Here is a 14,007-nt window from a genome sequence, read left to right on the forward strand (position 1 = left end):
GCCCAATCCGGATGGCCGCATGAGCGATAGCTTCGTTACCCAGTGCCCACATTGCCAGACCAGTTTTCGCGTCAGCCATGCCCAATTGGGCATGGCGCGCGGTGTGGTGCGCTGTGGCGCCTGCCTGCAAGTGTTCAATGCCGCGCAGCAGCTGCTGAACCAGAGCACTGAAACAGGGCAGCCGCCCGCCGTGGAGATGCCCGTCGTCGCCGCGCCCGAAGTGATCGAACCTGCCCCTGTCGAAGTACCTGCCCCAACCGTGCCGGTCAACCCGGCACCGTGGCAGACCAGCACGATCGATCTCGACCATCTGGATCTGGACGAAGAACTGGCCAAGCTCGAAGAGCGTGAAATCCAGCCCAGCAAAAGCTTTGGCCAACCGCACAAGCCCAAAACCACGTCGCTAAGCGCTCGTCGCGAAACCTCTGACGCAGAAGAAGGTGAGTGGTCAGACAGCCTGTTCAGCGAATCTGCGGCAGACCGCGCCGAATCCGCCAAGGTTGCCGGGCAAGCCGCCGAGATTGCGCAAACCGGACGCACCGAGCCGTCATTGTCACTGGACCTCGATGAACCCGACGATACCCCGCCGCTTCAGCTTTCCCTGGACGACGACCTCAAACCGCCGCTGACAGGCGAACGACTGTCTGCCACCGAGGACGAGGACGACGCACTCCCTGAGCCTGCGCCCGTCAGCAAGGACAGACGCAAACGCAATGAACCGGCCATGGGCGAAGACCCGCTGATGGAACTGGTGGACGATCCGCTGCAGCTGGACTGGCAAAAACGCCGTACGCCCTGGGGCAAACGCCTGCTCTGGAGCTTGCTGGTACTCCTGGCCGCAGCCGCACTGGCCGGGCAGTACATTGCCAACCACTTCGACGAACTGGCACGCCAGGACCAGTATCGCCCGATCTTCCAGCAGCTGTGCCCGCAGATCGGCTGTACGGTGCCCTCCAAGGTCGATATCGACCGGATCAAGAGCAGCAATCTGGTGGTACGCAGTCATCCGGAATTCGCCGGTGCGCTGGTGGTGGATGCAATCCTCTACAATCGCGCACCGTTCTCTCAGCCCTTCCCGCTGCTGGAGCTGCGATTTGCCGATCTCAACGGCAAAATGATCGCCAGTCGTCGGTTTAAACCTGGCGAATACCTCAGCGGCGACTTGGCCAAAGCCGAAATGCCACCGCAAACCCCTATCCACATTGCTCTGGACATCCTCGACCCGGGCCCCAAGGCCGTGAACTACAGCCTGAGTTTTCACTCGCCCGAATGAGCGGGTTTCGCACAAGTTGCTAGCTTTAAGCTGTAACCGACACGTTTAAAGCGCACCGGCTTGCCGCTTGACCCTTGAAACTTGCTGCTTATTGTTCAAAATTCACTCAATTGCAGCTTTAACCAGTCATCGAGAGCGGGTATCATGCCAACCCTTTTTCGAACTCCCAAGATCCGGCCCCACAACAGGGAAGTCCTATGTCGGCGGTACGCATCGGCCCATATACATTGAACAACGGTTTGATTCTCGCCCCCATGGCGGGTGTCACCGACCAGCCCTTTCGTCAGCTTTGCCGACGCATGGGTGCAGGCCTGGTTGTTTCGGAAATGGTCACCAGTGACATGAGTCTCTGGAACAGTCGCAAATCGCGCCTGCGCATGATTCACGACGGTGATCCCGAGCCACGCTCGGTACAGATCGCCGGCGGTGATGCGCAAATGCTGGCAGACGCCGCCAGAGCCAATGTGGAGCTGGGCGCACAGATTATTGATATCAACATGGGTTGCCCGGCAAAGAAGGTCTGCAACAAGGCCGCCGGCTCCGCGTTGCTGAAAGACGAAGCACTGGTAAACGAGATCCTGCAGGCCGTCGTGGCTGCGGTTGATGTGCCGGTTACCCTGAAGATCCGCACCGGCTGGGACCGGGACAACAAGAACGGCATCACGGTGGCAAAGATCGCCGAACAAGCCGGGATCAGCGCACTGGCGGTGCACGGCAGAACCCGTGCCGACCTGTACACCGGTGATGCCGAGTACGACACCATTGCCGCGATCAAGCAGGCCGTGTCGATACCGGTGTTTGCCAACGGCGATATCGATTCACCCCAAAAGGCCCTGCACGTGCTGAACGCGACCGGGGCTGACGGACTGTTGATTGGCAGGGCGGCCCAGGGGCGGCCCTGGATTTTCCGCGAAGTCGATCACTTTCTGCGTACCGGGCAACTGCTGCCGGCACCGGAGATGATCGAAGTGGAACGTATTCTGCTAGAGCACCTGGCTGCATTGCACACCTTCTATGGGGAGGTGCTGGGCGTACGTATCGCCCGTAAGCATGTCGGGTGGTATCTGGCAACCTTGCCGGGCGCCAAGGAGTTTCGCGCCCACTTCAATCGTTTGGAAGATACGGAAGCACAATGCGCCAACGTTCAGGCGTTTTTCGCCGAACGACACAAGAGCCTGGTGACAGGGGACGAAGGATGGGTGGCCGCATGACGATGATGACCGAGACATTAGTGAGTGGAACAACGCCCGTGAGCGACAACGTCAACTTGAAACAGCACCTCAATACACCGAGCGAAGAAGGCCAGACCCTTCGCGGGAGTGTCGAGAAGGCGCTGCACAATTATTTCGCCCATCTGGAGGGCGCTGAAGTCACGGACGTCTACAACCTGGTACTTTCCGAAGTCGAGGCTCCCCTTCTCGAGTGCGTCATGAACTACGTCAAGGGCAACCAGACCAAGGCCTCCGAGCTGCTGGGCCTCAATCGCGGCACCTTGCGCAAAAAGCTCAAACAGTACGATCTGCTGTAAGCATTCAATCAAACCTGAAAGGCGTCCTGATAAAACAGGCCGCCTTTTTTGCTGACTCCTTTGCTTTTGATGGAAATCGAGATGACCGATCAGACTACCCGCCTGCCGATCCGCCGCGCTCTAATCAGCGTTTCCGACAAAACCGGAATCCTTGATTTCGCCCGTGAACTGGAAGCCCTCGGCGTCGAGATCCTGTCCACTGGCGGTACCTTCAAGCTGCTGCAAGACAACGGTGTGGCCGCTGTTGAAGTCGCGGACTACACCGGCTTTGCAGAAATGATGGACGGTCGGGTGAAAACCCTGCATCCGAAAATCCACGGCGGCATCCTGGGCCGTCGCGGCATCGACGACGACATCATGAACGAGCACGGCATCAAGCCGATCGACCTGGTCGCGGTCAACCTCTACCCGTTCGAAGCCACCATCTCCAAACCAGGTTGCGACCTGCCGACCGCCATCGAGAACATCGATATCGGTGGCCCGACCATGGTTCGCTCGGCAGCGAAAAACCACAAAGACGTGGCCATCGTGGTCAATGCCAGCGACTACGCCAATGTTCTGGAAAACCTCAAGGCCGGCGGCCTGACCTACGCGCAGCGTTTCGACCTGATGCTCAAGGCCTTCGAACACACTGCCGCCTACGACGGCATGATCGCCAACTACTTGGGCACCGTGAACCAGGCCGCTGAAACACTGAGCACCGAAGACCGCGGCCTGTTCCCGCGCACCTTCAACAGCCAGTTCATCAAGGCCCAGGAAATGCGCTACGGCGAGAACCCGCACCAGAAAGCGGCGTTCTACGTTGAAGCCAAGCCGACCGAAGTCAGCATTGCCACTGCAACCCAGCTGCAAGGCAAGGAACTGTCGTTCAACAACGTGGCCGATACCGATGCCGCGCTGGAATGTGTAAAAAGCTTTGTCAAACCGGCATGCGTCATCGTCAAGCACGCCAACCCGTGCGGCGTTGCCGTCAGCCCGGACGCCGAAGGCGGCATTCGCCAGGCCTACGAGCTGGCATACGCCACGGATACCGAGTCGGCTTTCGGCGGCATTATCGCTTTCAACCGTGAGCTGGACGCCGAAACGGCCAAGGCCATTGTCGAGCGTCAGTTCGTTGAAGTGATCATCGCCCCGTCCGTGAGCGAAGAAGCTCGCGCCATCGTGGCCGCCAAAGCCAACGTGCGCCTGCTGGCCTGCGGCCAGTGGAGCGAAGATCGCGCCCCGGCCTGGGACTTCAAACGCGTTAACGGCGGTTTGCTGGTACAGAGCCGCGACATCGAGATGATCGGCAGCGAAGACCTGAAAGTCGTGACCAAGCGCGCCCCGAGCGAGCAAGAGATCAACGACCTGATCTTTGCCTGGAAAGTGGCCAAGTACGTAAAATCCAACGCCATTGTTTACGCCAAGGGTCGTCAGACCATCGGTGTCGGCGCAGGCCAGATGAGCCGCGTAAACTCGGCCCGTATCGCTGCGATCAAGGCTGAACACGCCGGCCTGCAAGTGCAGGGCGCGGTCATGGCATCGGACGCATTCTTCCCGTTCCGTGACGGCATCGACAACGCAGCCAAAGCCGGTATCACTGCCGTGATCCAGCCAGGCGGCTCGATGCGTGACAACGAAGTGATTGCAGCCGCTGACGAAGCGGGCATTGCCATGGTGTTCACCGGCATGCGCCACTTCCGTCACTAACAGCACGATCCCATGTAGGCACCGGCTTTTGTGGGAGCTGGCTTGCCTGCGACAGCAACACCTCGGTAGTGTCTGAAACACCGAGGTGCCTGTATCGCGGGCAAGCCCGGCTCCCACAAAAGCCCGGCCTTCAGGCACCTCAGCGGTGCTCATCAGAATTCAGCGTCATCCGAGGTTTTTGAAATGAATGTTTTGATCATTGGCAGCGGTGGCCGCGAACACGCACTGGCCTGGAAAGTAGCTCAGGACCCACGTGTCGCCAAAGTATTCGTTGCCCCGGGCAACGCCGGCACCGCCATTGAAGCCAAATGCGAGAACGTCTCCATCGACGTGCTGGCCCTTGAGCAACTGGCAGATTTTGCCGAGAAAAACGTTTCCCTGACCATCGTGGGCCCGGAAGTCCCGCTGGTTGCCGGTGTGGTTGACCTGTTCCGCTCCCGTGGCCTGGACTGCTTCGGCCCGACCGCTGGCGCTGCCCAGCTGGAAGGCTCCAAGGCCTTCACCAAAGACTTCCTGGCGCGTCACAAGATCCCGACCGCCGACTACCAGAACTTCACCGAAATCGAACCGGCTCTGGCTTACCTGCAGAAAGTCGGCGCGCCGATCGTGATCAAGGCTGACGGCCTGGCTGCCGGCAAAGGCGTTATCGTCGCCATGACCCTGGCCGAAGCCGAAGACGCCGTGCGTGACATGCTCGCAGGCAACGCCTTTGGCGAAGCCGGCTCGCGCGTGGTGATCGAAGAGTTCCTCGACGGCGAAGAAGCCAGCTTTATCGTGATGGTCGACGGCAAGAACGTATTGCCGATGGCCACCAGCCAGGACCACAAGCGTGTCGGCGACGGCGACACCGGCCCGAACACCGGAGGCATGGGCGCTTACTCTCCTGCCCCGGTGGTCACCGCTGACGTTCATCAGCGCGTCATGGACCTGGTCATCTGGCCAACCGTGCGTGGCATGGCCGAAGAAGGCAACGTCTACACCGGTTTCCTGTACGCAGGGCTGATGATCGACAAGGCCGGTAACCCGAAAGTGATCGAGTTCAACTGCCGCTTCGGCGATCCGGAAACCCAACCGGTGATGCTGCGCCTGCAATCGAGCCTGGTGCTGCTGGTTGAAGCGGCTCTGGCTCAAGCGCTGGACAAGGTTGAAGCGCAATGGGATCCGCGCCCGAGCCTGGGTATCGTGCTGGCCGCCGGCGGCTACCCTGGCGATTACGCCAAAGGTACTGTTATCCAGGGTCTGGACGCAGCCGCCAAGCTGGAAGGCAAAGTGTTCCATGCCGGTACTGCACTCAATCAAGCCGGTGAGGTGGTGACCTCGGGGGGTCGCGTGTTGTGCGCAACCGCCATGGGCGACACCGTAGAAGCGGCACAGCACAAGGCTTACGAGCTGGCCAAGGCCATCGAGTGGGAGGGTTGCTTCTACCGTAACGATATCGGCTACCGTGCCATTGCTCGCGAACGTGGTGAACCTCAGGAGTAAACACTCCATACGGATAGGCGGGGCGTCTGCGCCCTTGCCTAACCGTTCCAGGCCCGCGCATAGTTACCGTCTAGCTTCAATCCATGAAGGGATTTCGCCGTGCGCTGGCTCAGGATCGCCATAGCTTTTACCGCCGCCCTACTGGCCACTGTGCTTGGCATGATGCCTGCGCAAGCCGCTACAGCGACCAGTTGGTCTGTTCTGTCAGACCCGCAGGCCAGCCTGCAACTGAGCGATGTACGCTCCCCTCGCCTGTCCAGCCAGTTCAGCCCTGTCGACCTTGACCGCATTGGTGCTGCTGAACCCGGCGAAGCCTTGTGGCTGCGCGTACGCCTGCAACCCGACAAGCACGAGCAGATCCTGCGGCTGTTTGCCCCTGACCTGGCGCGCCTGGACATGTATGTATTCGATGATCAAAAACTGATCAGCGAAATCAACACCGGCTCGGCATTGCCCACCAACCGCAAACCGGTGCCCAGCAGTGACTACCTGCTGCCCCTGCCGCAAAGCGCCGAACCGCTGGATGTTTACCTGCGCATGGTCTCTGACCACCAGCTGCGCCCCCACATTACTCTCGACACTGCCGTGATGCTGGCCGCCAGCCAGAGCAAGCCCCTGCTCTATGGCCTGTTGCTGGGCTGCATGACGATGCTGTTGCTGCACAACATTGTGCGCTTTGCCTTCAGCCGCTCGCCCAGCAGCCTGTGGCTGGCGATCTGCGAAGCATTGCTCATGGCCAGTTCAGTGTTGTTCCTGAACCTGCTCGACCCCTGGCTGGGGCAGTGGCACAGCCTGCAAACCCCGGGCGCCTACCTGACACTGCTGCTGACCGCGCCGTGCGGGCTGATGTTCACCTATAGTTTTTTCGCGAGTCGCGGTGCCCATCGGCTGCTCAAACTGCTGCTGCTGGACATTCTTATTATCGCCCTCGGTGGCCTGTTGCTGCTGTTTATCGACAACCTGCCGCTGAACCTCATTACCTATGCCCTGGTCGGACTGGCAAGTGTCAGCATTCTGGCCGTATCGGTTTACCACTGGCAAAAGGGCTACAAACCGGCACGCATGTTTGCCATGGCGATGGTGATTTTCAATATCGGCACCCTGGTGATTCTCCCGGCGCTACTGGGCCTGACCCTCATCGCACCGCAGGAGCTGGTGCTGGCGCTGATGTGCGTGGTGTGCATCAGCGGCTTGCTGATGAGCTTCGCCCTGAGCGAACGCAACCGCAGCATCACCCAGGCCCAGTTCAGCATCAGCCGCGAACTGGCGGCCAGCACGGCCGAAGTCAATGCCAAGGCCGAGTTCCTGTCCAAGATCAGCCATGAAATCCGCACCCCCATGAACGGCGTGCTGGGCATGACCGAGCTGCTGCTGGGCACACCGCTTTCGGTCAAGCAGCGCGACTACGTACAGACCATCCACAGCGCCGGTAATGAGCTGCTGACGCTGATCAACGAAATCCTCGACATTTCCAAGCTTGAGTCAGGGCAGATCGAACTGGATGACGTGCAGTTCGACCTCAATGCCCTGATCGAGGATTGCCTGAGCATCTTCCGCACCAAGGCCGAACAGCAGAACGTCGAACTCATCAGCTTTATCCAGCCACAAGTGCCACGGGTGATCAGCGGCGACCCCACACGCTTGCGCCAGACCCTGCTCAGCCTGCTCGAAAGCTCCCTGAAAAAGACCGACGAGGGTGAGATCCTGATCGTCGTGGCCCTTGAGGAGCGCAATGGCCCGCCACGCTTGCGCATTGCGATCCAGGACTCCGGCCAGCCGATGGATGAGCAGGAGCGTGACGCCCTGTTGCACGCCGAACTGCACAGCAAGAACTTCCTTGCCGCCACCCGCCTGGGCGGCCACCTGGGGCTGGTGATCGCCCGCCAGCTGATCATGCTGATGGGCGGCGAATTCGGCATAAAGTCCGGTCAAACCACCGGCAGCAACCTGTGGCTGACCCTGCCCCTGGACCCGCAACACCTGGAACACCCCACCTCGGACCTCGACAGCCCGCTCAAAGGCGCGCGGGTACTGGTGGTGGACGACAACGACACCTGCCGCAAAGTGCTGGTGCAGCAATGCTCCGCCTGGGGCTTGAATGTCAGCGCCGCCGCCTCGGGCAAGGAAGCCCTGGCCTTGCTGCGCACCAAGGCGCACTTGCGAGACTACTTCGACATCGTCCTGCTGGACCAGAACATGCCCGGCATGACCGGCATGCAACTGGCCGCCAAGATCAAGGAAGACCCGAGCCTGAACCACGACATCCTGCTGGTCATGCTCACCGGTATCAGTAATGCCCCTAGCAAGATCATTGCGCGTAACTGCGGGATCAAGCGCATCCTCGCCAAGCCGGTGGCCGGCTACACCCTCAAGACCACCCTGGCGGACGAACTGACCCAGCGCAACAAAGGCCATGCCGCCGCACAAACCACCGCCAATGGCCCCGCTGCCGTTGCGGTCTCCGTGCCCGGCGACTTCCGCATTCTGGTGGCCGAAGACAACAACATCTCGACCAAGGTTATCCGCGGCATGCTGGGCAAGCTCAACCTGAACCCGGACACGGCCTGCAATGGTGCCGAAGCGCTCAAGGCTATGAAGACCCAGCGCTATGACCTGGTGCTGATGGACTGTGAGATGCCGGTACTCGACGGGTTTTCCGCCACCGAGCAGTTGCGCGCCTGGGAAGTCAGCCACCAGCGGGTACGAACTCCGGTTGTCGCCCTGACCGCCCACATCCTTACCGAACACAAGGAACGCGCCCGGCAGGCCGGTATGGACGGGCATATGTCCAAACCCGTGGAACTGTCGCAACTGCGCGAACTGGTGGAGTTTTGGGTCGAACAACGTGAGCTGCGTCAATCCCGTACGCAACTGTCCTAACAGACAGCCAATCCCCCTGATAGACTTTCGGCGCCCCCTATCGATGTGAGCTCAGACCATGCTCCATGTGCTGTTCAGTGTGTACTTGAAGATGCTGGTGCTTTACAGCCCGTTTTTCGTGCTGTCGTGCTTTATCAGCCTGACCCGGGGTTACTCGAACAAGGAACGCCGCCGGCTGGCCTGGAAAGTGGCCCTGGCCACGCTGATCTCCAGTGTATTGCTGTACCTGTTCGGGCGCACGATCTTCAGCGTCTTCGGCATCACCGTCGATGCATTCCGCATCGGTGCCGGCAGCGTGCTGTTTATCTCGGCGCTGGGCATGGCCCAAGGCAAGTCTGCGGTGCAAACAGACAATGTGCAGCAGGACGTGACGATTGTGCCCTTGACCATCCCGCTCACTGTCGGGCCCGGCACGATCGGTGCGTTGCTGGTCATGGGCGTCAGCCAGCCCCACTGGGATGACAAGCTGATGGCGATTGTCAGTATTGCCCTGGCCAGCCTGACGGTGGGCGTGGTGCTTTACCTGTCCAACCGAATCGAACGGATTCTCGGTGAGCAGGGTTTGCAGATCGTCAGCCGCCTGATGGGCCTGTTTGTCTGCGCCCTTGCAGCGCAGATCATCTTTACCGGGATCAGGGGCTATATGGTCCCCTGAAAACACACAGAACTGTGGGAGCGAGCCTGCTCGCGAAAGGCTCTGACAGCCGCTTCGCGAGCAGGCTCGCCCCCACAGGGCTCAGGGTTTTTCGCCATACCAGCGCGGCGTGTACACCCATTGCATGCCGTCAGCACGGGCAAAGGTGCACGTCGTCGACGAGCCCACCAGCACCATGGTGCGCATATCCACCTGCTCCGGGGTCAACTCGCCCAGGGTCAGGGTGCGCAGGATCTGGCCCGGACGGCCAATGTCACGACCCAGCACCACCGGCGTTTGCGGCGTGCGATGGCGCCTGACGATATCCAGCGCAACGCCCAGCTGCCATGGCCGTGAACGGGAAATCGGGTTGTAGAACGCCAACGCCAGATCCGCCTCGCAAGCCAGGTCCAGACGCTTCTCAATAATGCTCCACGGCTTGAGGTTGTCCGACAGCGACATCACACAGAAGTCATGCCCCAGCGGCGCCCCGGCCTGCGCGGCCGTTGCCAGTGAAGCTGACACACCCGGCAGGATCTCCAGATCGACGCTGTGCCACTGCGGGTCCACAGACTCATGCAAGGCTTCGAGCACGGCTGCGGCCATGGCAAAAACCCCAGGATCCCCCGAAGACACCACCACCACCGAACGCCCCTGCGCCGCCAGCTCGAAGGCGTGGCGGGCGCGCTGCATCTCTTCGCGGTTATCGGTGCAATGCATCACCTGATCGTCGCGGAACGGGCCGGCCATACGCACATAGGTTTCATAACCCAGCACATCATTGGCCCGTGCCAGCTCGGCCTTGACCGCCGGCACCATCAGTTCGGCAGCGCCGGGGCCCAGGCCAATTACAGCCAGACGGCCACGGGCCCGGCCAATCGTTTCAGGTTCCAGCGGCACCGCGGCAACACCCAGCACCACGCCATTGCCCGGTTCACACCAGGCAACAGGCAGCAACGCTGCATCGCTGCCCACAAACCGCAACGGCACCGCCAGCTCAAGGGCCGTTTCACGCAGCGCTGCACTGGCCATCAAGGTTTCCGGTGCGACGATGCACGCCAGCGACTGACGTGCCAGCCCGGCCTGGTGCAACGATTCGAGGACTGACTGTGGCGAAACCTCGGCACACACCTGCGCCAGTACATTGCGCGAATAAATCAGCAACTCGTCTGCCGCTGGCAGACGCTCGGCGCTGCCCACATGGATCGCCAGACGCGCCTGCCCGCTTTCGGGCAGTTGCGCCCGCGCCAGCCACGGCGCATCGCCTTCGATACGCACTGATTCGCCGGCCAGCAGGTCCGAAACAAAGCGTTTGCCCAGCTCCAGATCGGCCAGCACATAGCCCGCAGGCGGATTGAGCAGACAGGTGCCAAAGCGCAGTTCGCCGCTGGTGGTGATCGCCGGAGCAATGCCCAGACCCGCCGCAATGACCCGCGCCAGATCATTCACCCCACCCAGCCCGCCCAGCAACGGCACCACCGCGCTGGCGTCTTCGGCAACCGCCAGTACCGGTGGCTCGGCGCCTTTTTCCAGCAGCAACGGCGCCAGCGTGCGGATCACAATACCCGCAGCGCATAGCGCAATAATCGGCGTGTCCTGCTGATAAAGCTGACGCAGGGTGTCGCCGAAATCGCTGTAACTGCGATCACCGCCGTCTACCCGCCCTGCCAGCCCGAGGACAGAAGCGCCGGGCAGCAACTGCTGGATACGGCGTGCAGTGTCCAGGCTGCCATTGCCCAGAATGACAATGGCCGGTGCCGGGCGACTCAACCCTGCCACCTTTCGCCTGGGACGATAATCAGCGAGAAATACGGCGAAGACATCGGTTCCACTTCATTGAGCGGCACGATCTTCTGATTGCTCATGGTGGCGCGCTCGACATACAACGCCCGCTCGGCCAGCCCCAGCTCGCCCAGCACTTCGCGCACTTTATGAAAGTTGCGCCCCAGCTTCATGATCACTGCCGCATCGGCAACCGCCAGCCGCGACTTGAGTTCTTCGTGGGGCAGCACACCCGAGAGCACCGACAGGCTCTGGTTGCGATACACCAACGGCACGCCCAATACCGAAGCGCCGCCCAGCATCGAGCACACGCCCGGTACCACTTGTGCTTCAAAACGCTGGGCCAGACGGTCGTGCAGGTACATATAGGAGCCGTAGAAGAACGGATCACCTTCGCAGATCACTGCCACATCACGGCCGGCATCCAGATGCACGGCCACTTCAACCGCAGCCTGATCGTAGAAATCACTGATCACCTGCTCGTAGGACAACGGCTCCGGCAACACCTCGGTGGTCACCGGGTACACCAGCGGCATCTGGGTTTGCGCGTCTTGCAGATGGGCTTCGATGATGCCGAACGCATTGCCCTTCTTGCCCTTGGCCACGAAATACGCCACCACCGGCGATTCGCGCAGCAGGCGCAGGGCTTTAACCGTGATCAGCTCAGGGTCGCCGGGGCCTACGCCCAAGCCTATCAAACGTCCTGGTTGCGCCATTATTCGATCTCCGTGGCCAGGGCGTTGACGGCCGCAGCCGCCATCGCACTACCGCCACGGCGGCCTTGCATGATCACAAACGGCACGCCACGGCTGTCTGCCGCAAGCATGGCCTTGGATTCCGCGGCGCCGACAAAGCCCACCGGGAAGCCCAGGATCAGTGCCGGCTTGGGAGCGCCGGCATCGATCATTTCCAGCAGGTAAAACAGCGCGGTGGGCGCGTTTCCGATCACCACCACACTGCCTTCCAGGTACGGGCGCCAATGCTCAAGGGCCACCGCCGAACGGGTGTTGCCCTTCTCCAGCGCCAGCTCAGGTACGCCTTCTTCGCGCAGGGTGCAGATCACCGGGTTGTTGGCCGGCAAACGGGTACGGGTGACGCCTTCGGAAACCATCCGCGCATCGCACAGAATGGCAGCACCTGCCGCCAGCGCATCACGCCCGGCCTTGCCGGCACCCGGCGAAAAACGCAGGTCTTCAATGGCATCGACCATGCCGCAGGCGTGGATCACACGCACGGCCAGTTTTTCGAGGTCCGCCGGGATGCTGTCGAGGTTGGCCTCGGCACGAATAATGGCGAACGAATTGCGATAGATCTCTTGACCATCGCGGATGTAATCAATCATCGGTGTTGCTCCATTGGCGGGCCTCAAGCCAGGCGCCCGCCGCTTCAATTGTAAGATTGCGCTCGCGCAGAACACCGAAACCGGCGTGCTCCGGGGTGCGTAAATAGAGGTCGTAATGACCGGGCGCCACGGCCAGTAAAGTGACCGGCGCGACGTGGGCTGCCGCGCAGGAGCGCTGGCAGCCGGTCAGGTGAATATTCAAAGGCTTTGGCAGCAACGCGGCCAACTGACGGGCATCATGCTTCGTGTCGGCCAGCCCTTTGGCACAGGCACTGGAGCCGGTACAGGCCACCAGATGCGCCAGCGGGTTGCCAGCCTCTACGATCAAGCCGAGCACCATCAACTGGCTCATCACCGCAGCGGCCTGAGCGGCCGCTATGTTGGGCAACAAGACGCTCTGCCATGGCGTGAACCGTAAAGTGCCATCGCCGTAGCGCTCGGCCAGCTCGGCCAACCCCGTGAGCATCGCCGCATCCAGCCGCCCCAGTGCCGGCGCCCCGCCGATATAGACCCGACCAGGCGCTTGCTGTGGCCAAATGCCGAGGTGCATGGACGCCGAGATGGCCCTGCACTGCCAGTCGCCAGCAGGCAACAGTGCCACGCTGATTCGCTGTGCCAGCTGCCCGACAAATGACTCAGTGGTGACCTCCTCCAGCAGATGACGCATGCGGGTTTGCTCAGGTCGCGCCAGATCCAGAAACTGCATCAGCACGGCCAACACCAGCTCATGCCCGTACTCCACGGGTACGGCTGCCAACGCGCAATCGTGCGCCGGGCACCCGGCCAGGCCAAAAGCCAACAGCGTCTGGCCATTACGCACAAATGCCGACAACCACAGATCATGCGGATGCTCCAGCATGGCCAGGGCCTCGCCGCCATCCAGTTGCACGGCGAACTTGGCCGACAGCTCGGTGAACCTTGGCGTGCTTTGCAGGCTGGCCAGTATCTGCCGGGCCACCGGCCACGTATCGATATGCATCTGCAGATCAATGCCGGCACTCGGGCTGAGCATCAAGTTGCGCACGTCGTCACTGGCGGCAGTAGCAGGCCCAAGCCCGGCCGCCAGCAAGGGCGCAATCAATGCACTGTGCTGCGGCCCCACACCACGGATTTGCAAATTGCCACGGTTGGTCGCTTCGATCACACCACTGGCATACCGCTGAGCCACATCTGCCACCGTGCGAGCCTGATCGGCGTTAATCGCGCCGCCATCCAGCTTGACCCGACAGATACCGCCATCCATTGCCTGGACGATACGCAGTAACCCCGGGCAAGCCGAGGGGCGCACAGGCGTCGTGACAGAAAGTTCAGGTGGCAAGTTCAAGGAGCTATCCAGAGCAGGCAATACGCTATTGCAGGTCGCGCATTATGCCTGCTTTGGGCGAGTGCATGAAAAG

Annotated in this window: 11 protein-coding genes; 7 read left to right on the plus strand and 4 right to left on the minus strand. The window is 61.2% G+C overall.

Annotated elements, in window-relative coordinates; translation table 11 throughout:
* Nucleotides 1-19: 19 nt before the first annotated feature.
* From HBN79_RS00310 to HBN79_RS00340, 7 genes are all read left to right on the plus strand, one after another.
* Nucleotides 20-1,273 (plus strand): DUF3426 domain-containing protein, encoded by a 1,254-nt coding sequence (locus HBN79_RS00310; RefSeq protein WP_169916113.1) that lies wholly within the window; start codon nt 20-22, stop codon nt 1,271-1,273.
* A 197-nt stretch (nt 1,274-1,470) separates the two neighbouring features.
* The gene (dusB, locus tag HBN79_RS00315) at nt 1,471-2,484 is read left to right on the plus strand and encodes a tRNA dihydrouridine synthase DusB (protein WP_095001027.1); all 1,014 of its coding nucleotides are present in this window, start codon (nt 1,471-1,473) and stop codon (nt 2,482-2,484) included.
* A complete protein-coding gene (gene fis, locus HBN79_RS00320) occupies nt 2,481-2,801 on the plus strand; it encodes a DNA-binding transcriptional regulator Fis (protein ID WP_003439210.1) in 321 nt (106 codons plus the stop codon). The genes dusB and fis overlap by 4 nt, the downstream gene beginning before the upstream one ends.
* Before the next feature lie 81 nt (nt 2,802-2,882).
* The gene (gene purH / locus HBN79_RS00325) at nt 2,883-4,490 is read left to right on the plus strand and encodes a bifunctional phosphoribosylaminoimidazolecarboxamide formyltransferase/IMP cyclohydrolase (protein WP_095019746.1); all 1,608 of its coding nucleotides are present in this window, start codon (nt 2,883-2,885) and stop codon (nt 4,488-4,490) included.
* A 183-nt stretch (nt 4,491-4,673) separates the two neighbouring features.
* Nucleotides 4,674-5,972, plus strand: a complete 1,299-nt coding sequence (gene purD, locus HBN79_RS00330) for a phosphoribosylamine--glycine ligase (RefSeq protein ID WP_153400191.1) — start codon at nt 4,674-4,676, stop codon at nt 5,970-5,972.
* A 99-nt stretch (nt 5,973-6,071) separates the two neighbouring features.
* On the plus strand, nt 6,072-8,852 hold the full coding sequence (locus HBN79_RS00335; RefSeq protein WP_095001024.1) for a hybrid sensor histidine kinase/response regulator: 2,781 nt from the start codon (nt 6,072-6,074) through the stop codon (nt 8,850-8,852).
* 58 nt (nt 8,853-8,910) lie between these two features.
* Nucleotides 8,911-9,507 (plus strand): MarC family protein, encoded by a 597-nt coding sequence (locus HBN79_RS00340; protein WP_095001023.1) that lies wholly within the window; start codon nt 8,911-8,913, stop codon nt 9,505-9,507.
* Nucleotides 9,508-9,588: 81 nt separating this feature from the next.
* Here HBN79_RS00340 and cobJ read toward each other — a convergent pair whose 3' ends face one another.
* Genes cobJ through cobG form a run of 4 tightly spaced genes read right to left on the minus strand, consistent with a single transcriptional unit; the run spans nt 9,589 to nt 13,934 of the window.
* Complete coding sequence (gene cobJ, locus HBN79_RS00345) at nt 9,589-11,256, minus strand: precorrin-3B C(17)-methyltransferase (RefSeq protein ID WP_169916114.1); 1,668 nt, start codon at nt 11,254-11,256, stop codon at nt 9,589-9,591.
* Nucleotides 11,253-11,984 carry a precorrin-2 C(20)-methyltransferase gene (locus tag HBN79_RS00350; protein ID WP_086798974.1) on the minus strand — a complete coding sequence of 244 codons (732 nt, stop codon included), beginning with the start codon at nt 11,982-11,984 and terminating at the stop codon, nt 11,253-11,255. Before HBN79_RS00350 ends, cobJ begins: the two co-directional genes overlap by 4 nt.
* Nucleotides 11,984-12,610 (minus strand): precorrin-8X methylmutase, encoded by a 627-nt coding sequence (locus tag HBN79_RS00355; protein WP_016783380.1) that lies wholly within the window; start codon nt 12,608-12,610, stop codon nt 11,984-11,986. Before HBN79_RS00355 ends, HBN79_RS00350 begins: the two co-directional genes overlap by 1 nt.
* Nucleotides 12,603-13,934, minus strand: a complete 1,332-nt coding sequence (cobG, locus tag HBN79_RS00360; RefSeq protein WP_275942186.1) for a precorrin-3B synthase — start codon at nt 13,932-13,934, stop codon at nt 12,603-12,605. The genes HBN79_RS00355 and cobG overlap by 8 nt, the downstream gene beginning before the upstream one ends.
* Between the last annotated feature and the right edge of the window lie 73 nt (nt 13,935-14,007).

The organism is Pseudomonas sp. WS 5051 (assembly GCF_012985715.1).
GTDB lineage: Bacteria > Pseudomonadota > Gammaproteobacteria > Pseudomonadales > Pseudomonadaceae > Aquipseudomonas > Aquipseudomonas bubulae.